21 protein-coding genes are annotated in these 22166 nt (G+C 71.2%); 10 read left to right on the top strand and 11 right to left on the bottom strand.

What is annotated here, in order from left to right; all coding sequences use genetic code 11:
• The first annotated feature begins 15 nt into the window (after nucleotides 1-15).
• Both ACFY7E_RS18545 and ACFY7E_RS18550 read left to right on the top strand, forming a co-directional pair.
• Nucleotides 16-663, top strand: coding sequence for a GNAT family N-acetyltransferase (locus tag ACFY7E_RS18545; RefSeq protein ID WP_389486086.1), 648 nt, complete (start codon nucleotides 16-18; stop codon nucleotides 661-663).
• Nucleotides 660-1565: a PaaX family transcriptional regulator C-terminal domain-containing protein gene (locus ACFY7E_RS18550; protein ID WP_389486088.1), complete on the top strand. Its 906-nt coding sequence runs from the start codon at nucleotides 660-662 to the stop codon at nucleotides 1563-1565. Before ACFY7E_RS18545 ends, ACFY7E_RS18550 begins: the two co-directional genes overlap by 4 nt.
• Nucleotides 1566-1706: 141 nt before the next feature.
• On the opposite strand, the gene ACFY7E_RS18555 is transcribed toward ACFY7E_RS18550, so the two are convergent.
• On the bottom strand, nucleotides 1707-1949 hold the full coding sequence (locus ACFY7E_RS18555) for a WYL domain-containing protein (protein WP_389486090.1): 243 nt from the start codon (nucleotides 1947-1949) through the stop codon (nucleotides 1707-1709).
• A gap of 559 nt (nucleotides 1950-2508) precedes the next feature.
• Between ACFY7E_RS18555 and ACFY7E_RS18560 the strand changes: the two genes are divergently transcribed.
• A complete protein-coding gene (locus ACFY7E_RS18560) occupies nucleotides 2509-3216 on the top strand; it encodes a peptidase inhibitor family I36 protein (RefSeq protein ID WP_389486092.1) in 708 nt (235 codons plus the stop codon).
• Complete coding sequence (locus tag ACFY7E_RS18565) at nucleotides 3213-4808, top strand: phosphodiester glycosidase family protein (protein ID WP_389486094.1); 1596 nt, start codon at nucleotides 3213-3215, stop codon at nucleotides 4806-4808. The genes ACFY7E_RS18560 and ACFY7E_RS18565 overlap by 4 nt, the downstream gene beginning before the upstream one ends.
• 180 nt (nucleotides 4809-4988) lie before the next feature.
• Here the strand turns inward: ACFY7E_RS18565 and ACFY7E_RS18570 are convergent, their stop codons facing one another.
• The 8 genes from ACFY7E_RS18570 to ACFY7E_RS18605 all read right to left on the bottom strand — a co-directional run bounded on the left by ACFY7E_RS18570 (nucleotide 4989) and on the right by ACFY7E_RS18605 (nucleotide 14853).
• Entirely contained in the window at nucleotides 4989-5918 is a 930-nt protein-coding gene (locus ACFY7E_RS18570; RefSeq protein ID WP_389486096.1) for a hypothetical protein, read from the bottom strand.
• 49 nt (nucleotides 5919-5967) lie between these two features.
• Complete coding sequence (locus ACFY7E_RS18575; RefSeq protein WP_389486098.1) at nucleotides 5968-6342, bottom strand: hypothetical protein; 375 nt, start codon at nucleotides 6340-6342, stop codon at nucleotides 5968-5970.
• A gap of 97 nt (nucleotides 6343-6439) precedes the next feature.
• Nucleotides 6440-8689, bottom strand: coding sequence for an FG-GAP repeat domain-containing protein (locus tag ACFY7E_RS18580; protein ID WP_389486100.1), 2250 nt, complete (start codon nucleotides 8687-8689; stop codon nucleotides 6440-6442).
• 290 nt (nucleotides 8690-8979) lie between these two features.
• Entirely contained in the window at nucleotides 8980-9144 is a 165-nt protein-coding gene (locus tag ACFY7E_RS18585; protein ID WP_389486102.1) for a hypothetical protein, read from the bottom strand.
• A 371-nt stretch (nucleotides 9145-9515) separates the two neighbouring features.
• Complete coding sequence (locus tag ACFY7E_RS18590) at nucleotides 9516-11135, bottom strand: choice-of-anchor P family protein (RefSeq protein WP_389486103.1); 1620 nt, start codon at nucleotides 11133-11135, stop codon at nucleotides 9516-9518.
• A 589-nt stretch (nucleotides 11136-11724) separates the two neighbouring features.
• Entirely contained in the window at nucleotides 11725-12411 is a 687-nt protein-coding gene (locus tag ACFY7E_RS18595) for a transcriptional regulator (RefSeq protein ID WP_389486105.1), read from the bottom strand.
• Between the two features lie 25 nt (nucleotides 12412-12436).
• Nucleotides 12437-13594 (bottom strand): pyridoxal-phosphate dependent enzyme, encoded by a 1158-nt coding sequence (locus ACFY7E_RS18600; RefSeq protein WP_389486143.1) that lies wholly within the window; start codon nucleotides 13592-13594, stop codon nucleotides 12437-12439.
• Between the two features lie 377 nt (nucleotides 13595-13971).
• Nucleotides 13972-14853, bottom strand: a complete 882-nt coding sequence (locus ACFY7E_RS18605) for a winged helix-turn-helix transcriptional regulator (protein WP_389486107.1) — start codon at nucleotides 14851-14853, stop codon at nucleotides 13972-13974.
• A gap of 140 nt (nucleotides 14854-14993) precedes the next feature.
• Between ACFY7E_RS18605 and ACFY7E_RS18610 the strand changes: the two genes are divergently transcribed.
• Nucleotides 14994-16250, top strand: a complete 1257-nt coding sequence (locus ACFY7E_RS18610) for an MFS transporter (RefSeq protein ID WP_389486109.1) — start codon at nucleotides 14994-14996, stop codon at nucleotides 16248-16250.
• A 332-nt stretch (nucleotides 16251-16582) separates the two neighbouring features.
• Here the strand turns inward: ACFY7E_RS18610 and ACFY7E_RS18615 are convergent, their stop codons facing one another.
• Together ACFY7E_RS18615 and ACFY7E_RS18620 are read right to left on the bottom strand one after the other, a co-directional pair.
• On the bottom strand, nucleotides 16583-16828 hold the full coding sequence (locus tag ACFY7E_RS18615) for a hypothetical protein (protein ID WP_389486111.1): 246 nt from the start codon (nucleotides 16826-16828) through the stop codon (nucleotides 16583-16585).
• Nucleotides 16829-17312: 484 nt separating this feature from the next.
• Nucleotides 17313-17555, bottom strand: coding sequence for a DUF6411 family protein (locus tag ACFY7E_RS18620; protein ID WP_389486113.1), 243 nt, complete (start codon nucleotides 17553-17555; stop codon nucleotides 17313-17315).
• Between the two features lie 226 nt (nucleotides 17556-17781).
• On the opposite strand from ACFY7E_RS18620, the gene ACFY7E_RS18625 reads away from it, so the two are divergent.
• From ACFY7E_RS18625 to ACFY7E_RS18645, 5 genes are all read left to right on the top strand, one after another.
• Entirely contained in the window at nucleotides 17782-18267 is a 486-nt protein-coding gene (locus ACFY7E_RS18625) for an NUDIX domain-containing protein (RefSeq protein ID WP_389486115.1), read from the top strand.
• A gap of 278 nt (nucleotides 18268-18545) precedes the next feature.
• Nucleotides 18546-18698, top strand: coding sequence for a hypothetical protein (locus tag ACFY7E_RS18630; RefSeq protein WP_389486117.1), 153 nt, complete (start codon nucleotides 18546-18548; stop codon nucleotides 18696-18698).
• Nucleotides 18699-19236: 538 nt separating this feature from the next.
• Nucleotides 19237-19548, top strand: coding sequence for a hypothetical protein (locus tag ACFY7E_RS18635; protein ID WP_389486119.1), 312 nt, complete (start codon nucleotides 19237-19239; stop codon nucleotides 19546-19548).
• A 140-nt stretch (nucleotides 19549-19688) separates the two neighbouring features.
• A complete protein-coding gene (locus ACFY7E_RS18640; RefSeq protein ID WP_389486121.1) occupies nucleotides 19689-21128 on the top strand; it encodes a serine/threonine-protein kinase in 1440 nt (479 codons plus the stop codon).
• Between the two features lie 424 nt (nucleotides 21129-21552).
• The coding region (locus ACFY7E_RS18645; RefSeq protein WP_389486145.1) for a hypothetical protein at nucleotides 21553-22166 on the top strand (614 nt) is incomplete at its 3' end.

Raw genomic sequence — 22166 nt, forward strand, 5'->3', positions numbered from 1 at the left:
AGGACCGGTACGGAGATGACAGAGCGCAGAAGTCCTGCGAGAAGCGACGGAACGGCGGTGCGCCGGGGTGTCCCCGCCGGCAGCGAAGACCGGGTGGCAGCCCTGTACTGGGAGGCGTTCGGCCGCAAGCTGGCCCCGGCGCTCGACCCGCCGGAGAAGGGACGCGCGTTCATCGCCGCCCACCTCCAGCACGATCGAGGCGTCGTCGCACTCGCGGGAGACCGGGTGATCGGCGTGGCCGGCTACCGGCTCGGCGGCAGGGCGCTCACCGGAGGCGGTGCGGGAGACGTCCTGTCCGCCTACGGTCCGCTCCGCGGCCTGCCCCGACTGGCGGTACTCGCCCTGTTCGAACGTACTCCCGCCGCCGGTGAACTCGTCATGGACGGGATCGCCGTCGACGCGGCACACCGGGGCCGGGGCGTCGGCGGTCTCCTCCTCGCGGAGATCACGGCGGTCGCCGCCGAGCACGGCTGCCGTCGCATCCGCCTGGACGTCATCGACACCAACCCCCGCGCCCGCGCACTGTACGAACGGCACGGCTTCACCACCCACCGCACCGAACAGACCCCCTACCTGCGGCGCCTGATGGGCTTCGGCGCGGTCACCACCATGCACCGCCCGATCACCGCGACGGACGGAACCGGCGAACGGAAGACCCGATGACCGACAGCACCCACACCGGTGGCCGCACCGAGCGGCCGGAGATCCCCACCCGGCTGGTCGTCCACTCCCTGGTCCGCAAGGACGGCACCGTCGACGCCGACCAGCTGTACGACGTCGCCTACCTGCTCAGCATGAGCGAGACGCAGATCAGACTCTGCGTCAAGCGCCTCGTGGCCGAGGGCCGCTTCACCCAGGAAGGCCGCGGCCGCAGGGCCACCCTCCGCGCCCTGACCGACGTCACCGGCTCCCTCGCACCCGACGCCGCCTATGTCCGCCATGCCTATCGACAGGACGCCGGGCACAACCCCTGGGACGGAACCTGGCACCTGTTCGCCTTCGCCGTCCCCGAATCGCGCCGCACCGCCCGCGACACGCTGCGCGAACACCTGCTCCACCTCGGCGCCGCTTCGATCCAGAACGGCCTGTACGTCGCCGCCAACCCCGTCGCCGAGGTCGTCGAGGCCCACGCCCGGCACCTCGGCGTCATCGACACCCTCACCTGCCTCACCACGACGGACCTGAGAATCGGGGACACCGACGAACCCCGCGCGCTGGCCGCCGCACTGTGGCCGCTCACCGAGATCGCTCAAAAGCACGACCACCTCGCAGCCTTCACCGAAGGCTGCCTGGCCAGGCTCACCGAGGAACCGGCCCTCTCCGGCACCGAACGACTCACCATGGCCGTCGAACTCGCCGCCCACTTCACCACGGCGATGAAGCCCGACCCCCTCCTGCCACCGGAACTCCTGCCCCGACCCTGGTCCGGGGCACGCGCCCGCAGCCTGGCGGCCACCTGCTGGAACCACCTCCGGCAAACCTCTCCCGACGGCACCGACACCCCCCTCCTGTTCGCCCTCTACTCCGACGCCCTGCTCTCGACGCACGAGAAAGATCCCTCGTGACCGGACCTTCCAGCGCGACACGACGGCCGTGTGAAGCGGCAGTACCCCGGGGCGGGCCGAACCCACTGCGGGCTGTGCGACCGCGTTCCCGTGGATTCGCTCCGAAGAATGCGACGTCCTTCACCTCGGCGTCCGTCGCTTTCAGCGATTGGCTGCCAGGAGGGCCTGGGCGTGCCGGACGAGTTCCTGGCGTACTTCGTCCGGGGACAGCACCGTGAGGGGTGTGGCCAGGCCGAGGAGGTAGGTGACGAGGCAGTCCGTACTGTTGCCACCGATCCGGACCACGGTGGCTTCGGGCCCGTCGGGACTGTGTGTGCCGATGGTAGGCGGGACCTTTTGCAGGGCGCGGTCCAGAGGCAGCGGAAGACGGATCGTCGTGTACACCGGGTAGACGACGCCGGCCGGTGCTGGCGGTCGCGCCGAGGCGGGTACAGGTGCCGCCTCCAGGAGCGACCGGACAGGACGAGGACTGGGCGGAGCGGCTCATCGGCATCACGGCCTGGACCTTTCCCCCCGCAGCGGCCGGACGTGGGCTGGTCGCAGATCGAGGCAGAGGTGGGCACGCGCCTTCCCGGCGATTACAAACGCACGGTGGAGACATCCGGCGAGGGCGCCTTCGGCGGATACCTCGCCCTGAACCAGGAGCCGCGGACCCGACCTGCTCCTTCAGGTCGGCGGAGGCCCGGTCCTGCGCCTCGCTCGTCGACAAAGCCACTTGTTCCGTACGTCCGGGCGAACGACAATGTGCCTGTTCACACAGCCTGCGCCGAGCCACGCCGCCGATGTCGCACCTTCGCCGGCCGCGTGGGCGCAGTTCCTGCCGCGCGCGCTGCGATCACATGCCGCGTGCCGCTCACCGCAGTGCGGCCGGAGTCCGTCACGGGTCCTGCCGGACCTGGGGACCCGGCTCGTGCGAACGCCCCGGAAACCACGTAGGAGAGCTTTGAAGATCACCACACTGCGCGCCGCCCTGACGGCGAGCGTCCTGGCCCTGTTCGGATCGGCGCTCGTGGCCTGGCCCGCGAGTGCCGCCGGCTACGAGGCCTGTCCGACTGCTTCCCTCTGCCTCTACAGTGCCGCCGACGGCACCAGTGACGAGGGCGATGCGGTGCACGCGTACGGAGTGACCGCGAACTCCGATGCCCAGTCCTACGGTGCGTGGAGCAACCGCGCCGAGTCCCTGTACAACAACTCCCCCTACTGGGCCTGCCTCTATGCCGAATCCGGCTACGGCGGTGAGGTGAAGGCCGTGGCGCCCGGGACCAAGGGCAACCTGGCAGCCCTCGCCCCGAACCTCGGCGGCAAGGTGAGCTCGCACAAGCTGGCTCCCTCACAGGGCCACTGCTTCACCGGGTTCGAGCGCTGCGCCGACGGCATGCTGTGCCTCTTCCAGGAGCCGTCCGGCCGGGGCCGGACGACCGGCGTCACCCAGGACTACCGCGCCTACCACCCCGACGTCTGGGGCAACCAGGTCGAGTCGGTCGTGAACCGCACCGACAAGACGGTGTGCTTCTACACCAAGCACCTCGACCAGCTCACCGCGGCGGACCAGCCCTTCCGCGTACTGCCCGGCGATGCGACCTCGATCAGCGGGAGCCACGCCAACACCTTCAACTCCCACCGATTCAGCGCCGAGGAGAACTGCTCGTGAGCACAGTCCTCCGCCGCACTGCCGGGAGCGGCACCCGCCGTGCCGCGCTGGCCGGTGTCACCGCTCTGGCGACCGCCCTGCTCGTCGCGCCCCTTCCCGGCCCTTCCGCCGCCGTCGCCACCACGGCCGCACCGCCGCTGGCCGGCTGGGAAGCGATCACCGCCACGGACAGCAACAAGATCCTCGCCCCCGGCGTCGAGCACTTCCGTTACCAGGAGGCCGCCTCGCCGCCGGGGGATCTCCGCCACGGAAAGCCGCGCCGCGAACTCAACGTCCTGCGCATCGACCCCGCCGGGGGTGCCCTGCGGATCGAGAGCTCGTACGGGCGCGCCGCCGGCGACGCCGAGATCGTCCGCGACCAGCTCAACCTCAACAAGAATCTCCCCGTTGCCGGGATCAACGGCAGTTTCTTCTCCCCCGAGGGCCGCCATGCCCAAGCCGTCGTGGGGGAGGAGGAGTCGGTGCAGAGCTACGGTGCGACGGTCCGGGACGGGGTCCTGCTGGGCGCGGCCTGCAACCCCGACAAGACCAGCCGCCGGTCCCTCGTCCTCCAGTACGGCATCCCGTACATCACGGAGGTGTCGACGAGCATCGCCGTCACCAGTGACCGGGCTCCGGCGGCCGGGGGCCCCACCCGTCAGGTCGTCGACGACGTCAACCGCAACCCCGGCGGTGCACTGGCCTGCCCGCGCGACGAGACGGACGGGGTCGGCGACAAGGACCCCGACGACCCGAACGACGCGGAGGGACGCAAGTACACGGACTCCGAGGGCCGGTCGATGACCGCCTACCAGGACCCGACGGAATTCGTCCTCTTCAACGACCGGTACGGGATGAAGACCCCGAAGCCGGACCTGAACCCCGCGATCGGCTCGGACAACTCCGAGGGCTTCGAGGTGGTCATCGAGCCGGACGGCAGTCTGACCCGTCCCTCCACCTGGAGCACCGTCCGCGGCGGCAAGGACGTTCCCAGGGGCAAGCACGTCCTCCAGACCGTCGGTACGCAGCCGACCGCGTGGCTGAAGGAGATGTACGCCGCGGGTGCCAAGCTCACGCTGGAGCAGAGGGTCACCGACATCTTCGACGGCCGTGACATACCGCTCGACGAGTCCGTGGACATCGTCTCCGGCGGCCACCGTCTGATCATGAACGGGATGAACAAGTTCCCGAGCAACCGTGACGGACAGGGCGATCCGACATCGTGCGCGCGCCTGGTCAGCCAAGACGAGCAGATCATATGCAAGGACTCCCGAACGGTCGTGGGCGTGGACGGCCGGGGCCGCACCGTGCTCGCGACGCTCACCGGCCCCCGCGACGAGAACCCCGTGACGGGTGAGGCCGACATCGCGGTCTACGACGGTGGGTTCTTCGTGGACGTCACCAAGCCGCTGAGGGAGCTGGGCGTGATGGACGCGATCAACCTGGACGGCGGCGGCTCCACCACCCTCCTCATCCGGCAGAAGAACACCAACCCGGCCGACACGGCGGCGAACTACCGGCGGTACAGCGGCCTGACGGACCTCAAGCACCGCCCGGTCTTCGACACCGTGTACGTCGGCCTCGGCGGAGAGGTCGTCACCCCGGGCGGCTGAAGCCCTCGCCCTCCGCCCTTCCAGTCCCTTGAGCAGCACGCAGCCCCCACCGGAGCACCGGCGGAGGCTGCGCGCTGCATACCCTCACTGTCGCGGTTCGAATGCGGAGCTCCGCATTCATGCGAAGGCGGCAGCCCGGGGTACGGCCCGGATCGGCGAGTACAGGACCTGCAGCTCGACTCATTCCGAATCGATCAGTCGGAAGGACGAGCACCAGATCCACGCCAGCGCGGCCCCCGGCGTCACGCAGGACAGGAAGGCCGCCAGGCCGGCCGGGCCGCCGGCCTCCCGGCCCAGGGCCGTCGGCAGGAGGAGGAGCAGACCGAGGAGGAGGATGCCGAAGGCGGGCAGGTGTACGGACGGGGTGAATCGCCCTGCCGCGCGCGGCGTTCCGTACGAGAGCGCCCCCGTCAGAATGGCTCCCGCACAGATGACCGGGACGATGGTGAGGACGAGCATTCGGGAGCCGATCACCCCCGTGCCCCAGCGGCGACCGTCCTCCAGGACCGGCGAGTCCGGGCGGGGGTCGCCCGGCGCGTAGGAGACGTCGATCCTCATGCCCGCCTTCGGCGGCTTGTGACGGGTGTACATCTTGGGCACGGTCACTTCGCGCGGACCGCTGTCGTACGGGATGCGCAGGACCAGGTCGGTCTCGAAGAACACCGGCTCGTCGGAGGCGTTGTCGCCACGGACCGGGTTCCCCGCTAGCCGGACGACGGTGACGGAATACTCCCCGTACCGGGCCGCTTCCAGACGCTCGGTCTCCCGCCCGTACTCCGGGGACACCATGAACCTGAGGTTGAAGCAGGCCATCGTGGCCAGCGGCACCAGCCAGGCGACCAACCACACCAGCGCGCGGCCTCTGTCCGGAGGAAGACCGGTGCGCTGCGGGGCCCGACGGGAGGCCACGATCCAGGCAACGGCAAAAACCACGGCCAGCGCGGCCAGCCCCGTCTCGGTGACCAGCGGCGGGTACGGGCTGACGCCCCACAACACGCAGCCGACCGCCCCCGCGCCGCTGAGCAGCATCCCCCAACCGGTGAGCGTGGTCCACGCACTCCGCCGGTACGTGGATCTCACCCGCGCCGACGCCTTCTCCAACTGCACCACGCTCGCCCCCTCCCCGCCCTCCAGCCTGGACGGGACGGGGACGGTGGCCTCAGCCGGGCTGGTGGCCCCGTACGCCTCCGTCGCCTCCGAACCTCATCCTGAAATGATCAATGAGGTGGTCAAGAGGTGTCCGGGGCGGCTGGGGGACCGCAACAGGCTTCGTCCAGTCCCTGCCAAGCTTGGCGAGGACGGCGAGCTGGTCGGTGGTGGGCTTGTCTCGCCGGCTCTTGGTGTTGGAGATCCATACGCCTGGTTTCACGGTCACCGGCTGCGTCTCGCCGTCGACCGTGATCTCCTCGCCGTGCACACGGGGCACCGGCCGGTCATCCTCCCTCTCCACCCTGATGCGACGCGGTCTGCCCGCTCTTCTTCTCACCACCCTCCCCCTGTTTCCCGCCTTTCTGCCGGCGGCCGACAGCGTCACCCTGCCGGAGGCAACCGCCGACGCCCCAGACACCAGGTGGGCGAGTCGAGCGGGGTGGCGGCTCCGCTCTCTTGGGGTGCACGGGGCGGGCAGCGGGTCAGAACAGCAGGGAGCCGTCGCCGATGAAGCGCCACGATGCGTCGATGTCTTCCACATTCGGGAAGGGGTCCCGCCAGTCGCCACTGCCACGGTAAAAGCTGAGGCTGCCCGAGCCGCCGCCGGTCACATGACGGACGACGAGGTCGGCACGGCCGTCGCGGTCGGCGTCGCCGAGCGGGATCAGGTCGGTGTAGTAGCCCCAGGTGCTGTTCACCCGGGTCCGGCCGGCGAAGGTGCCGTCGCCCTTGCCGAGGTAGAGCCAGTCGACACCGTTCGCGTCGCGGGCTATGAGGTCTCCGGCCGGGCCGCCACCGACGTTCCCCGTGGCGGTGACCTTGTTGTAGATCCCCCAGCCACCGCCGACCCGCACGCGCGGCCAGAAGGGCGAGCTGAGGGAGCCCGTGCCCTTGTAGAGCCACAGGACGCCGTCCATGTCGGTGGCGAGGAGGTCGCGGTGGCCGTCACCGCTGACGTCGAGGCCCGCGGTGAGCTGGTTGTAGATTCCCCAGCCGCCGCCGACCCTCACCCGGGTCGCGAACGGGGCCGAGGCCTTGCCGGTGCCCGCGTACGACCACAGCACGCCGCTCTTGTCCCGGCCGAGCAGATCGGCGTGGGCGGTGCCGCCCAGATTTCCAGGAGTGACAATCCGGTCGTACGTGTCCCATCCGGATCCGACGACGACCTCCGACAGGGTGTCTCGGTCATCGGTGCCGAGGATCTGCCGGGCGTCGAAGACGGAGAGCCGGCCACCGCTGCGGAAGAGCAGATCGGGCGCGGTGCTGTTCGAGAAGTCGTGCGGCCCCGGCTCGCCGACGACCTTCAGCGTGCCCTGCCGCTCGGTCGTCGGGCCGATGCCGTTGGTGGGTTCTGTCGTCATCCGCCAGGTGTAGTCGCCGAGAGGTGCGGCCGTGCCGTCGTCGAGCAGACCGTCCCAGCTCTGCGCCGCGTCACGGGTGGCGATCGTGAGGATGGTCCGGCGCACGCCCGTGGCCGTGTGCGTCAGCTCGATGGTCAGCTTCCCCATGCTGATGCCGGTGGCCGTCCACGACAGCGTCGGGTCGCCGCTCGCCGTGGTCAGGTCGACGGTCGCGGGGACGTTCACGCCGGTGACGGTGTACGCGAGGGGGCGGCCGGTGCTCGCCACGAGGGTGGCGGCCGGGGTCCCGTCCGGGCCGGTGGTGACCCGGTAGAGGCCCTCGCCGTGTTCGAGGGTGGCGCCGTGTACGAGCAGCTCGCCGTCGCTGCCGGGCAGGATGCGGAGCGTGAGGTCGAGGAGCTTGACCGTCCGGCCGTCGGTCAGGGAGTGGGCCGTCAGGGCGTGCAGAGGCTTGGGGCTGTACGACCAGGGCCCCTCCCTGTCGGCGTACGTCACCCAGTCGTCGCCCAAGAACCCGAGCGCCATCCGGTTACCCGAGCCGATCGGAATACGGACGGACTCCTGCCGGCCGACCGGGGCCACCCGGAGCGCCCGGGAGTCGCTGCCGTAGACATACGGCTCGGTCCAGGCCAGATGGGCGTCGGACGCGGTCAGGACGGGACTGGTGCCGGAGGCCGTGAGGACCTGGTCGCCCACGACCCGGGCGGTGGCGACATTCACGAGGGCCGCGCGCGAGTCCGCCTCCCCGGGGACCGCGTAGCGGATCACCAGGGTGTTCGGCCCGTCCACGAGGAACTCGACGTTCTGGGCGGCCGCCGGAATCCCGGTGACGACACGGTCCTCAAACGTGCCGGCCGGCTTGCCGACGAGGTGGAGATCGACACCGCCCGCCGCACGCGGGACCCGCATGACGAGGGTCGTGCCGTGGAGCGAGGCGAGCGTGGCGTTCCCACCCAGGGAGCTGGTGTCGATGACCGTGGGGGCGGCGCCCGTGACCATGTCGTGCAGCGTGTACGTGCTGCCCTCGGCCTTCACGATCACGTCCGTGCCGAGGCCGCCCCGGTACGTGCCCGCGGGCAGGACGGTGCTGACGCCGTCCGCGTACCGCGTCCACCGGTGGACGGTCGCACCGGTCGCGCCGTCCTTGTGCGAGGTCAGGAACCCGGTCGGCCCGTGGCCGAGGACCACGGAGTCCGGCAGGAGCGCGGCGACGCCCTCCTGGGCCGTACCGCTCGAAACGGTGATTGTCGTCGTGGCCCCGGGAGTCGCGGCGCCCGCCGCGCCCGTCGTGAGCGTGCCCACGCAGGCGGCGGCGAGGACCACGGCGACGGCGGCGGTGAGGTGGCGGCGGGGCGTACGGGCATGGGACAAAGCGGAATTTCCCCTCGGGTGCTGTGGGTGCGGCGATCCATGCTGCACCCACATGACCTCTGAGGGCCTCGCAAGGTTGTACGACCCGCCCGCCCGCTCGGCATCCGAAGAGGCGGCCGCCCGGACCTTCCCGGACAGCCGCTTCTTTCGCCTGCACTCCGACACGCGCCTGACCGACGCCCTGGTGGCACGGGCGAACCTGTCCAACGGCAACCTGATGCCGGCCGCGACCGACTTCGACATCGCCGGAGTGGGCCAGAAGCCGCCGCCGACCCGGACCTGCAATTCCTTTACGACGCCACCGGCGCGGCGGTGCGCTTCACCAAGAACGCCGACGGCACGCTCGTCACGCCGTCCGGGTACAGCAAGGATCTGAAGAAGAACGCGGACGGCACCTGCACGCTGGCCGACCGCAAGTCACGGGTGATGAACCGGCCGACCACGAAGGACGTCACCGCCGCCTTCTGCCCGCGCACATTCGGTGTGCCGAGCGCCTCGGCGATCCGGTCCGCTGTTCCTCCCCTCCGGAGATCGGCTCCCTGCTCATCGCGGCCCGCACGGCACCGGCGTCCAGCGCCTCGACCGACGATCTCGCCCGTCGCCCCGGGAGCGCGCCCGGCTGTCCGGCACGCCGGCGGCGAACCCGCCCGCCGGATCTCGCCGTTGACCACCCGGCGCGTGAGGCCGGCCCTCTACCCGGCGCCGGGGGACGTGTCGATTGCACCTGGGCACGGCGCGGCCCCTCGCCGCCAATGTGTACGGGAGGGGCCGCGCGGGCCGGCGATCGCCGGGGTAGTTGGACGGGGCCGATCAGGGGATTCCGTTGTCAGGGCGAGGGGCAGGGGCCCGGGGTTCGGGTGAGGGAGGCGCGGGCGCCGCCGACGACGATGTCGGTGCCGTCGGACAGCCGGACGTGCAGGGCGTTGACGACGAGACCGCGCCCGTCGCCGTAGACCCGCTGTTCGTTGAGGGTGACCGTGCCGAGTTGCGGGAGGGTGATGACGGTGTTCGGCGCCGGGTGGGCGGCGAGCGTGGTGTTGCCGACACGGGCTCCGGTCAGGGTGGTCGCGCCGGTGACGGTGATCGCGCCGAGTGCCGTGGGTGCGGTCGCGGTGGCCGTGGCGGTTGCCGTGCCCGCGCTGACCAGGCCGCCGAGGAGGTGCAGCCCGTTCACGGTGGCGGTGGAGGTGGCCGTACGGGCACTACCGGTGCCTGCGGTGCCCGCCGCGTGGGTCGTGGCGGAGGTGAACGAACCGGTGGAGGAGCCGACATGGGTGTTGCCGAGCTGGGCGTTGTCGGTGGCCGGGTCCTCGGTGCAGGTGACGTCCGAAGGAGCGAGTGGCGCGGCCGGAGCGGCCGTGACGGCCTGGGCGTGCGCGTCCATGAGCAGCGCCACGAACGTCACCGAGGTGCAGCCGGGCGGGTCGATGCCGTGCCGGGCGGTGGTCGCCGCGGCGCACAGGGTGTACGTGCCGCTGCGGGCCGAGGTCACCCGGACCGTGATCGTGCAGGACTCCTGACCGGCGGCGAGGTCGCCTCCGGAGGTGAGACCGCGCCCGTCGGGGTCGACGGTGACCGTGCCGGAAGAACAGCCGGTGGTGGCGGAGCCGGGGTCGGCGACGAGCCCGGGCGGCAGCTGCTCGGTGAAGGACCAGCCGCGCTTCGCCGCCTTCTCGGTGGTGTTGGTGACGGTGAAGTTCAGTGTGGTCGGGTCGCCGACGCCCACCGGGTCGGGGTCGAAGGACGTACTGAGCTGCGGTGTGGCGTCCAGGATCCGGAGGTTGTCGATCGCGCCGTCGTTGCCGGTCCCGCTGGCCTGCGCGTTGACCATGCGGACACCGGCCGAGGAGCCCGAGAAGAGCACGGCGTCGTCACCCGCGTAGGTGCCGACGCGCGTGCCGTTCGCGGTGACCGTGTCGGCGTCGGTGCACGTGTCGACGGGATCGGTGAACGCCGGTACGGCCCGCTCTCCGTCGAGCAGGAAGAACTCCAGCAGCGGGTGCGCGGCGAAGCAGTTGACGGCCGCCGCGTCCACCGAGAAGGTCAGGAAGCGGCCGGTCGACGCCATCGGCACCGGCTGCACCGTCTCCAACTGCGTCTTTCCGGCTCCGGGGTTCCCCGCAGTGTACGCGGTGACGGCGTGATTGGCGGCCGGGTCGCCGCCGGCCCATTCGGCCAGCGCCGACGCCATGGCCTGCTGAGAGGGCCAGGACGTCCCGCAGCCGCTGCCGGCCGGGGCGGTGGCGGGGTCGGCCGCCGAGACCAGCCAGCCGTTGCAGGCGGTCAGCCAGGCCGGGTCGGCGGTGTACGTCTCGGCGAGCGGCGGAGCCCCGGTGTACGCGGTCAGCAGTCGGGGAGCCCCCGGGGCGTTCTCGAACCCCTCCTCGAAGAGCACGGTCGCCGCGCGGGGTACCGGCGCGGACACGGTCGCGGTTCCGGTGGGCACGGGTGCGTCCGGTGCGGCGGCCGCGGGCAATGCGGCAGCCAGCAACGCCACGCACGACAGGCCGGACGTCGCGACGGCACGCAGGAACGGTACGGTCCGGCGCGGCCGACCCGGTAAGTGTCTGTACACGTCTTCCCCTCCTCGATTCGCCTCGCAGACCGCACCGCGGTGTGCGGGACGCCCGTCGTCGAGCGGCGCGGGCCGCCCGACGGTCGCGGCCCGACCCGGCAGGCGATGCCCGGCCGCGAAACGATGACCAGTCTGGCTGCCGCGCCCGGACCCGGCAGCAGCGCACGCGGGAGGGCAGGGCGGCGCGCGCCGGGCGCATGCGCCGTCAGATCCTCTCCGGCCACGCCGAGGGACTGCCGCCTCGGGTATCCGGCCGCGACGGGACCCGTGGGGGAGACCGCTGGTACAAGCCGCGGTCCTCACAGCGTGCGGCCATCGTTCTGGCGCACCTGTGTGAGCGCACCATCCACGTGAAGCTCGTAGCAGGCTTCCCTATCGGCGAGAGCACCGCTCACGCCCACGTACAGAGGGTGAGCAAGCTCTTCGTCTCGAGGGGGTCGTCCCTGACACAGGTCCCCGGCTACTTCGTGTAGTTGTAGACGGTTGCTCGGGAGACGCCGAGCCGGTCGGCGATGAGCCGTGCGGAACTGCGGGTTTCGAAGAACCCCTCGCGGTGCAGCTGCCGGACCAGTTCGCGCTTCTGGTCGCGGTTGAGGCTGCGAGGGGTGCTGGAGTGCCGGGCGGCGAAGGCGTCGATGGCCGATTGGAGTTCGCGTCCGGTGCGGTCGCGCAGCGTCTCCAGAGCCTCGCTCGGGTGTCCGATGTCCGTGGCGACGAGATTGGCGAGGGTCAGCGCCAGTGGGGACAGCGTGCTGACGTCGAGGTTCAGGCAGAGGGCCGCGATGTAACGCCCGTCGGCGTTCTTGATGCCGATCGAGGTGCTCTTGGCCGGGCGTCCGTCGGGGAACCGGTTGCTGTAGTTCTGGATGACGCTGGGGTAGTCGGGATCGGCGATGCGGAGCAGCCCCAGCTCGGTGGCGGAGTCGCCGACCTGACGCCCGGACAGGTTGTTCTCGATGGCGCGGATGGCGCTGTCGGGCCGGCGCAGATCGTGCAGGACGACTTCGCACAGGCCCGGGAACATGCGTCCGACGGCGACGGCGATGCGCTCGGCTTCCCGTATGAGGTGCTCGTCCTCGGCTACCAGCGGCTCCTCTTCCTTTACGGGTTGTTCGTCGGCGAGATCGTCCTGGGAGCGGTGTGCCATCGCGCTCTCCTTTTCTGGTGCGGGCTCAGGTGGCGGGCCGGGCGAAGACCGAGGCCATCTTCTCGGCGGACTTCAGTCCCGCACCGGTCAGTACGACCACGGTCGTCTCGCCCGGTGCGATGTCGCCCGTCGCGAGGAAGTGGTCGAGGGTTGCCGCGGCGACGCTGCTGGTCGGCTCGGCATACAGACCCCGCGCGCTCAGGGCGCGGACCGCGGCGTGGATCTCCGCCTCCGGGACGGCGTAGGCGGCGCCGTCGGAGCGGCGGATGGCCTCTACCGCCTCGGGCAGCCGGACCGGGCGGGCGATCGACGCGCCCTCGGCGATCGTCGGCACCCGTTCACCGCGGTCGGCCGGATCGATGCCGTTGAACGTGTCGGCGATGGTCGCCCAGTGCTCGGGCTGCCCGACGAACAGGCGCGGACGCCGGTCGATCTGGCCGATCTCGAGCAGCTCGCCGAAGGCGAGGTCGCACCCGATGACGTTGCTGCCCGCGCCGGCCACCAGGACGATGTTGTCGGGAGCGGTGAAGCCGAGGGACTCCCACATCTCGTAGGCGATGGTCTTGGTGCCCTGGATGAACATGGGGTGCCAGTTGTGGCTGGCGTAGGGGATCCGCTCCGACTGGCGGATCGCCTCGTCCGAGACCTCGTCGCGGGTGCCGTCCACGAGTTCGACCTCCGCTCCGTAGGCGCGGGACTGGAGGATCTTGGCCTCCGAGGTGGCGGCGGGAACGATGATCTTGGCGCGGACGCCGGCAGCGGCGGCGTAGGCGGCCACGGCAGAACCGCCGTTGCCCGAACTGTCCTCCAGTACGCGGTCGACGCCTTGTGCCACGAGGTGGGACATCATCACCGACACGCCCCGGTCCTTGAAGCTGGAGGTCGGGTTGAACCACTCCAGCTTGAAGTGGACGCGTTGGCCCGCCCAGTCGACCGGGATCATCGGGGTGCATCCTTCGCCCAGGCTCACCCGGCGGGCGGCCTCGACGGGCAGGACCGCGTGGTAGCGCCACAGAGACCGTTCGGCGGTGTCGATCTGCTCGGGACGCAAGCCCGGCAGTGCACTGACGGCGAGAGGGCCGCCGTCCTCCCCCCGCCAGCGGAGCCCGTCCAGGGGATAGCGCTTTCCGGACCGGTCGTACAGGCCGGGGGCGGTGACGGCTAAGGGCTGTTCGGCGTTCATGGTCGGCTCCGGCCTCTCCTCGTTCGTCATGCCGTCACCGGTTCCTACGACCCGGCAGGCACCCTGTCACCCCCCACGATAGACAAAACTTCCAACTTTAGACAATGAGTCCAACCACTCGTCGATGCGCCGCATCACGCCGAGCAGGAAATGACCGGTGTCGACGAGGTCCGGCAAAGTGATCCAACTGCTTGACGCGGCCGTAGTCGGCCTCCAGACGCACCCGCCCAGTCGCTCTGCCCGCCGGCCGGGTCCGGCCGATCGCGGTGCTGCGCTCCGTCGGCCTCGAAGACGGTGGGGGAGCGGTCTGGCGCAAGGGCGGGAAGTCCACCCGCCGTGGTCCGCGGCAGCCGGACGGAAAGTTCGCAGAGCTACCGTCACTCCTCCCTCGCCAGGCGCCGCACCTGCGCCAGCGCCTCCCCCACCGCGGCCGGGATGTCCGCCACGGGGAAACGCGCGTGCCGCACCACGCGTTCGCGGTCCACCACCAGCACGGCCCGCTTCAGCCGCAGCAGCTGCCCGGCGCGGAAGGTGGGCAGCCGTAGGGCGGCGGCGAGGCGCAGGTCGACGTCCGAGAGGAGGGTGAAAGGGAGCCCCTCTTCGACCGCGAACAGCCTCTGTTCGTCCGGACGTTGGGTGCTGACACCGTGCACCTCCGCACCCGCTGCGCGGAAGTCCTCGTACGCGTCCCGGAAGAGCCGGTTCTCCAGCGTGCAGCCGACGGTGCCGGGGATGCCCGCCCAGCCCTCCGGCAGGGGACCGGGGGCCCCGGTCGCCGGATAGCAGAACAGGACGGTGGCCGCACCGCCGGCCACCGGGTCCACCGGCGTGCCGTCCCGATGGCCCGGCAGCTCCAGGCGCGGCAGCCGCTCACCCACCAGGCCCGCGACGCGCCGCGCCTCCGCGCCCGCCTCGTCGGCGGTACCGCTGAGCGAGCCGTCGCCGAAGACCCAGCGGTCCGCCCAGTCCTGCATGGACAGCAGCACCGGCAGCAGCCCCCGGCCCCGCTCCGTCAGCCGGTACTCGTACCGCACCGGCCTGTCCTGGTACGGGACCCTCTCCAGGACCTCCGTCTCCACGAGGTGCGCCAAGCGCTCGGTGAGCACCTTCCGGGAGATGCCCAATTCCTGCTGGAGCGCGTCGAAGCGGTGGTGTCCGCGCGCGGCCTCCCGGAGCAGGAGCAGGCTCCACCAGTCGCCGACCACCGCTGCCGCCTGCGCGATCGCGCAGGCCGCGTCCCTCTCGGGCACCGACCTCATCACAGCGTTCCCACTCCTCCGCGCACGGCGACCGCCCATCGGGACCATCTTGCGCCATGAGGTCGGTTCCCGATAGAAACTCACCCGGAACGATTAAGTTCCCAAAAGAGACTGACAAGATTCAGGGGGGTGGGCGCCGTATGAGCGGAACACGGGCGGTCCCGGAACAGGACCGACGCGACGACGAGCGGGACACCTCGCCGCCGGGCGTCTTCTGGCGTTACTGGGCCGCCGCCACCGTCAGCGGCGCGGGCACCGCCGTCACCGCCCTCGCCCTGCCGCTCGTCGCCCTCACCGTTCTCGACGCCACCGCCTTCGAGATCGCCCTGCTCGCCGCCGCCGGCCAGGTCTCCTGGCTGCTGCTCAGCCTCCCGGCGGGCGTCGTCGCACAGCGCGTGCCGCTGCGCCGGCTCCAGGTCGCGCTCGACCTCGTACGGTTCGTGGCGCTCGGATCGCTCCCGCTCACCCGGTGGTTCGGCACCCTCACGTACCCGCACCTGCTGTTCGCGGCGCTCGTCACCGGCGCGGCGACGGTACTGTTCGACATCGGCAACTCGACCTTCCTGCCCGCCGTCGTCCCCGCCCCGCAGCTGGCCGCCCGCAACAGCGTCATGTCCGGAACGCACGCCGTCACCGACACCGGCGGCCCCTCCCTCGGCGGCGTCCTGATCGGCGCGACCGGCCCGGTCGGCGCGCTCGTCGTGGACGCCGCCAGCTATCTGACCTCCGCCGTGCTCCTGCGCACCCTTCCCGAGAGCCGTCCCACCCCCCGCACCGGCGAGAGTGCCCTCCGGCTGATGCGCGAAGGCCGGCGGTACGTCACCGGGCACCCGGTCATGCGACCCTGCATGATCTGGGCGACCGCCGCCAACTTCCTCAACGCGGCCCTCGTCACCCTCACCCCCCTCTACCTGGTCCGCGAGGCCGGCCTCGACTCCGTACAACTCGGTCTCGTCCTGGCCATGGACGGGATCGGCGCGCTCGTCGGCGCCGCCGTCGCAGTCCGGGTGACCACACGCCTCGGCACCGCGAGGGGCATCATCGCCGCCGACCTGGCCGGCGGCGCGCTGCTCCTGCTCGCCCCGCTGACCACCTCGGCAGGAGACGCGTACTGGTTCGCCCTGGGCAACGCCGGCTTCGCCTTCGGTACCGTCATCGGCTCGATCACCACCCGCACCTACCGGCAGACCCAGTCACCCCCGGAGCTGCTGTCCCGCGTGATGGCCACGGTCCGTTTCGTCTCCTGGGGCGCGTTGCCGCTCGGCGCGCTCACCGCCGGTCTCCTCGCCACCTGGGCCGGTACCCACACCGCCCTCTGGACCGTCTGCGCCGCCGCGCTACTGCCCCCACTCTACCTCTTCTCCACCGGAGTGGGCCGTCACCGTGATCTCCCCTGACGCTCCGGCCAGCCCCCGGCCGGGGCCGGGCGGGGGCCATCCAGGCCGTCCGCAACGCGTCTCGTGCGCGAAGCTCACTTCAAGTCCTGTTCCCACACCCCGTACCGTCCGCCCCTGCTCACGCCCCCACACCCCGGTCTGCCGAGCTCGCACCTGTTGCCGCTCGTCGGTCCCTCCCGACGCGGGCCCCCCATCTCGGGAAGCGCTCGATGCTGCTGATGTAATCAGGGATTCCGGGTAGGCGAGTGGCATGTTCTTCTTCAGCAACAGGATCGGCTGTCTGGGTTCTCTGCTCATCAGCGTGGTGGCGACTGTCATTTTGTTCATGATCTTCAGTCGCTGATACGGGCTACCCACGACCATTTCGTGCCGATCTTGGGCATTTGCTCGATCCGTTCCCGCGGCAACGCAATGGCCCGGGAGGGCTGGCTGCCGATCCACGCACCGAGCTTCAACGGCATCTCCCGCTGCTCCCGGCCCTCACCCTCAGCGCTGAGGACGACGGTCTCGACATGCTTCCCCGGCACCGTCGGATACCTCTCGCGCTCGGAGAGCCGGCGGGCGGCGACGTAGCGCATCGCCCACTTCCCGGCTCGGCTCACGCGAGCTTCCGGCTTTCCTTCCCGGCGGCGGTGACAACCGAGAACGTGTTCGCCCCTCCACTGCTGCACGCTGATGAACTTGTCGAATCCGAGTCGCCGGACCCGTACCCACCGTCCCAACTCCTCGCCCTGCCGCAGGGCCCCCGGCCGTGACCGCCAGTGGCGCGTCCTCGTCCATGTGCTGATGTACGAGGAGGACGGCTCTGGGGTATTGGTGGTGGGGCATCCCCGGCGGTTTCGCCGATCCCGTTCACACGAACGATCTCACCACCCCGCTCATCCGTTCCGGGCCCCGGCACAAGATCCGGTCCGGCTTCATGCCCTACTCCAGAGCCGGTGACTTCCTGCGCGAGATCGCCGGCCCCGGACAGACCTCGACGCCGGAAGCCGGACCCGCCGCGGACGCGCCACGGCCCGGCCGCCGAGGGGGATCGGGGGCCGGGCCGGGAGGAACGCGGGGTCAGAAGGGCATGTGGCTCCGGGCGCGGCGGCCGGCGGAGCCGCTCTTGCCGACCGCCTTCGAGCTGCTGCGGAACGGCTTGCTGAAGAGGCGGCCCAGCGGGCCGGGGGCTTTGCCGCCGGCGCGGGAGCCCAGGCCGAGAGTCTTCCGGGTGCCGCGCTCGGGGTGCTTGGAAAGCCGCGGCAGGAAGAACGCCAGAACGGCGAGTACCACGCAGACGGCGATGATTCCGGCGATCATCATGGTCGGATCCCACTTCCTCGATGGCACGTTGGCGCTTCGTCGTGTCCGGCCGCGCGTACCCGGCGTACCTCCGTTCACGCCCCGGCCGTCAAGTACCGTCCGGTGCAGATTCCGTCTCCGGGACGATCGTCGAGGGGCCGGGCCCCGGTGGACTGCGTCCCCGCCGTGGCCCGCGTTCCGCCCTTCCTCGACGTGGCCGGCCGGTTCACGTCATAGGCTCGTGGTCATGGTGGACGCGAGCGCTTCCCTGACGGAGTACGACCGGCAGCTGGCGCGCAAACGGATGGCGGCGGGCGTGCTGTTCTTCGACGACGCGGGCAGGGTGCTGCTCGTCGACCCGGTCTACAAGGAGCCGTGGGAGATCCCCGGCGGAGCGGTCGAAGCGGACGAGTCACCGCGGGCCGGGGCGCGCCGCGAGATCCTGGAAGAGCTGGGTCTGGATCTGCCGCCCGGGGCGCTGCTGGGCGTCGACTGGACGGGGCCCAGGCAAGGGCGCAGTGAGAGTGTGGCGTTCGTCTTCGACGGCGGAAGGCTCGCGCCGGAGCAGGTTGCGGCGGTCCGGCTTCAGACGGAGGAGCTGCGGGAGTTCAGGTTCGTCGAGGTCGACCTGGCCGACGAGCTGCTTCTGCCGAGGGCGGCACGCCGGGTACGGGCCTGTGTGCGGGCCCGGGAGGAAGGCGTGACCGTGTACCTGGAGCACGGGAAGGAGTGAACCGGCACGGTCCACTCCTCCGCGAAGCCAACGGCTGCTCGTCCGGAGGCGCCGTTCGCCGTATCCGGAACCACACACACCTCGTATGAAGGAAGCCCACCTCCACACGCCGTGGGCATCTCACCGAACCCCTACCAGCCGCCCAAAGGGGAAGCGGCCGGGAATTCCAGGACCTGTGCACTCCAGTGCGATGCCGCCGACCCGGGACGGCAAGGGCCCCGGACCGCGACGCCGGAGCGGATCGAGCAGCTCTCCCCGATCGGGATGAGGTGGGCGTGATGGGCGTGTTCGTCACCGTGGTCGTGGCGCTCGCGGCCGGCCGGCTCCTCGGCCGGGTGCGGCCGTGGCGGCGGTTGGGGGACTGGGTGGTCGACGAGTTCCGGTTCACCGGGCCTGGGTGCTCGGCGGCCGGGGCCGTCAGGCCGTCGTGATCCTGGCCCACCTCCTCACCTTGCCGCGCGTGAGCCGGCAGATCGCGTGGGCCTCGGCCGTGAAGATACCCCCGCGGGCGCCGGTGGCCGTGCCCGTGCGCGACCCGGAGTGGGTCGCGCGGTGGGCCAGGGAGGACGAAAGAGGAGCGGCATGAGCACGGGGTCGTAATTGAGCACCACCACATTGACCACCTCGTCCTGACCTCCTCCGCCCCCGCCTGGCCCACCCGGCGCACTCGGAAGGGGCGGCTGTCCCTTTCGCTTGCCCAGACCCCGCGTCGGCGCCGTCTGCCGCTTCCACCCAGCGGCGATACGCCCTGACCGGTGCTCTGCTGGCCCCCGCGAGGAGGACGGAACCGGGGTGGGTTGGACTGGAGCCGGGACCTCGCCCGCACCGGTGGCCCGTCCGCGGCCGGCTCCCTCCTCCGTCACGCCGGGTGGGCGGCCGCAGCCGGCGGATTGCTGCAAAGCCGTTCTGTCCCGGTGCGACGGCCGATAGCGTGAGAGGGCCGGTGTGGCGCGGGGGAGGGGCGGAGGCATGAGCAGTGACGGTCCGGGCCTGTCGGACTTCTCGGGTTCCTTGCTCATGACCGGTGTCGGAGGGACCCTGCTGTACTTCGGTCTTCCCGGCAGCGGGCCGGTCAAGTGCGGTGATGCCGTCATGTCGCCCGGCGAGTGGTGCGGACCGGCGGGCCACACCCAGATGTACGGCGACAGTGACTACGACGCCCTGGCCGCGGAACAGCACACCGCCTCGGTTCCCCTCGCGGTCTTCGGCGCCATCCTGCTCGGGCTCGGCCTGCTCTGGTTCATCGTCCTCGTGTACGCCACCGTGCGGGACAGCCGCTGAACCCCGCCGAACGCCGAGAACGCCGACCGCGATCCGGCGGGCGACCCGTGACCGGTTCCGGCGAGCGGCCCCGCCCGGCGCCCCCGTCGTCGCGGCACGGCGGTGCGGAGCCTCTGCGGGCCGGTCGGGATCCTTCGTACGTGGGCGGCTACGAACTCGTCGGCCGGCTCGGTGCCGGCGGCATGGGGCAGGTGTACCTGGCTCGCTCGGTGCGGGGTGATCTGGTGGCGGTCAAGGTGATCCGCGAGGAGATCGCGGGGCATCCGGATGCCCTGCCCCGGTTCCGGCGCGAGGTGGCCACCGTCCGGACAATCCGTGACACCCGCACCGCGCGTCTGGTCGACGCGTCGCTGGACGCTCCGCCGTACTGGCTGGCCACCGAGTACGTGCCGGGACCCACGCTCCGTCAGGCGGTCGGCGCGGAAGGCGCCTTCCCGGCTGTACGGGTCCGGGCGCTGGGTGCGGAGCTGGCCCGTGCCCTGGCGGGCGTCCACGCGCACGGCGTCACTCACCGGGACCTGAAACCGCAGAACGTGATCCTCGGTCCCGGCGGCCCGCGGCTGATCGACTTCGGCATCGCCCGCGGCGTGGACGACACCCGGCTCACCGCGACCGGCACGGCACCCGGCACCCCCGGCTTCACGGCACCGGAGGTCCTCCTGCGCAACGAGGTCTCTCCCGCGGCCGACGTGTTCGCGCTCGGTGCGACGATGGCGTACGCGCTGACCGGACGGCCCCCCTTCGGCGGCGGCGCCGCCGAGGCGGTCTCCTACCGCGCGGTCCACGAGGACGTCGACCTCGAAGGAGCGGCCGACGACGACCCGGAACTCGTCGCACTGGTGCGGGCCTGCGTGGCCAAGGACCCGGCCGCACGGCCGGCGCCGGCCGACGTCGCCGCCCGCTGCGAAGACCCGGGCACCACGCTGCTCCAGACCCTGCTCGCAGGGACGCCGCAGCGGCGCTTCCCCGTGAGGAAGGCGGTGGCCGCAGCGCTCCTGTCGGCGGTGATCGCCACCGCCGGCGTCACCACGACACGGTGGTGGGCGCGGCACGGTGGCGAGGACGGCGCCCGGCCCCCGGCATCCGGAGGTGGGACGACCGGTACGAGCGCGGGCGGCCGGACCCGGGAGGGGAGCCGGAGCCCGGACACCGGACCGGGCCCGGTGCGGGACGGCACCGCCGGGGACGCGCGCTGGAGGCTCTCGGCCGACGCAGAGGAGGCACGGATGGGAATGGGGAACTGTGACCGTCCGCCCCAAGGACCCGCACAGGGCTCGACGTCGACGTCCGTCTCGTACCGCAGCGGCGCGAGAACGGCGGACGTGCGGGTGTCGCTGGAGGGCGCCGGACCGCACCGGGTCGTGGTGGGAGTGAAACCACCGGGGACCGAAGGGGTGGGACACACGTCCGCGCCGATGCGTATCGCATCGGAACGCACGGCACTCGTCTATCCCGCAGACTTCGCCGGAGCGCCGGCGGTGACGGGGGCGGGGGACTGGACGGTCGTCGTCTACCACGCAGAGAGCGACGACCGGAGCCGCTGGCGCCGCCTGGGCTGTACCGGCTTCCACGCTCGCTGACGGCACGCAGGGTACTGGTCCTGACACCTGCACGGCCAAGGGCACAGGGGTGGGCCCGGGAAGCGACCCTGGGCGACTGTCAAGCCGCTGCGCCCTGTCGGGCCGCTTCTTCGGTGTCTGGCTGGCCTCTGCAGTGCCACCTGGGTGTGAATAAGCGGACAAGATCAAAAATTGTAGGAAGGAGTGCTGCAAATCACTCGGCAAACCGGAACTCAAGCTGTCACTTTGTGCGGCGTTTGTGATCCATCTACCGTTTTTTCCTTCTGTACGTTCTCCGGTGCACCACAAGACGGTGCGTCAGAAACCATGAAACCGGGGAATCATGACGATTCACATACCCGCTCCGGGGGAGCGGGACCGGCCTTGGACAGGAAGAAGCCTGCGGCACATCGCGGGTGGTCTCGCCCTGGCCTTGGCCATCACCATGCTGGACGGCGCCGGCTCGGCAGTCGCCCAGCCGCAGCGGACTCCTGCGGCCGAACCCAAGCCGCAGGCGGTGACGCAGGCGGCCGACATCGCGTCGGCGCGCGTGGCGGCGAAGCTGTCCGGCAAGAGGGTCGAGGCGCTCTCCGAGCGGACCGAGACCTCGACCACCTGGGCCAACAAGGACGGTTCGCTCACCACCGAGCTGGCTGCCGGACCGGTGCGTTTCCAGAATCCCGCCACAGGTGCCTGGCGTGATGTCGACGTCGACCTGGCCGCTCAGACCGATGGTTCGGTCGCCGCCAAGGCGCACCCGTCCGGGCTGAAGCTGTCCGGGAAGACGGGCGTTAAGGCGTCGTCCCTGCGCGCGGCGCAGGCCGCTCCCGCCACCGATCTGGTCACCCTCGGCACCGGTGAGGAACAGATCACCCTGCAGTGGCGCGGCGGACTGCCCGCACCCCGGCTGGACGGCACCCGTGCCACCTATGTGAACGCGGTGCCCGGCGCGGACGTGGTGGTTGAGGCCACTCGTACCGGGTTCGAGCAGTTCGTCGACCTCAAGGCCAGGCCCGCCACCGACGGCTTCTCCTACACGCTGCCGCTGCGGACCAAGGG

This window comes from Streptomyces sp. NPDC012825, assembly GCF_042900925.1.
In the GTDB taxonomy this organism is placed as follows: Bacteria; Actinomycetota; Actinomycetes; order Streptomycetales; family Streptomycetaceae; genus Streptomyces.

Coding starts and splice junctions, on each gene's coding strand:
- ACFY7E_RS18545 (WP_389486086.1), top strand. CDS start 16: ATGACAGAGCGCAGAAGTCCTGCGAGAAGCGACGGAACGGCGGTGCGC.
- ACFY7E_RS18550 (WP_389486088.1), top strand. CDS start 660: ATGACCGACAGCACCCACACCGGTGGCCGCACCGAGCGGCCGGAGATC.
- ACFY7E_RS18595 (WP_389486105.1), bottom strand. CDS start 12,411: ATGGCACACCGCTCCCAGGACGATCTCGCCGACGAACAACCCGTAAAG.
- ACFY7E_RS18600 (WP_389486143.1), bottom strand. CDS start 13,594: ATGAACGCCGAACAGCCCTTAGCCGTCACCGCCCCCGGCCTGTACGAC.
- ACFY7E_RS18605 (WP_389486107.1), bottom strand. CDS start 14,853: ATGAGGTCGGTGCCCGAGAGGGACGCGGCCTGCGCGATCGCGCAGGCG.
- ACFY7E_RS18610 (WP_389486109.1), top strand. CDS start 14,994: ATGAGCGGAACACGGGCGGTCCCGGAACAGGACCGACGCGACGACGAG.
- ACFY7E_RS18615 (WP_389486111.1), bottom strand. CDS start 16,828: ATGCGCTACGTCGCCGCCCGCCGGCTCTCCGAGCGCGAGAGGTATCCG.
- ACFY7E_RS18620 (WP_389486113.1), bottom strand. CDS start 17,555: ATGATGATCGCCGGAATCATCGCCGTCTGCGTGGTACTCGCCGTTCTG.
- ACFY7E_RS18625 (WP_389486115.1), top strand. CDS start 17,782: ATGGTGGACGCGAGCGCTTCCCTGACGGAGTACGACCGGCAGCTGGCG.
- ACFY7E_RS18630 (WP_389486117.1), top strand. CDS start 18,546: ATGGGCGTGTTCGTCACCGTGGTCGTGGCGCTCGCGGCCGGCCGGCTC.
- ACFY7E_RS18635 (WP_389486119.1), top strand. CDS start 19,237: ATGAGCAGTGACGGTCCGGGCCTGTCGGACTTCTCGGGTTCCTTGCTC.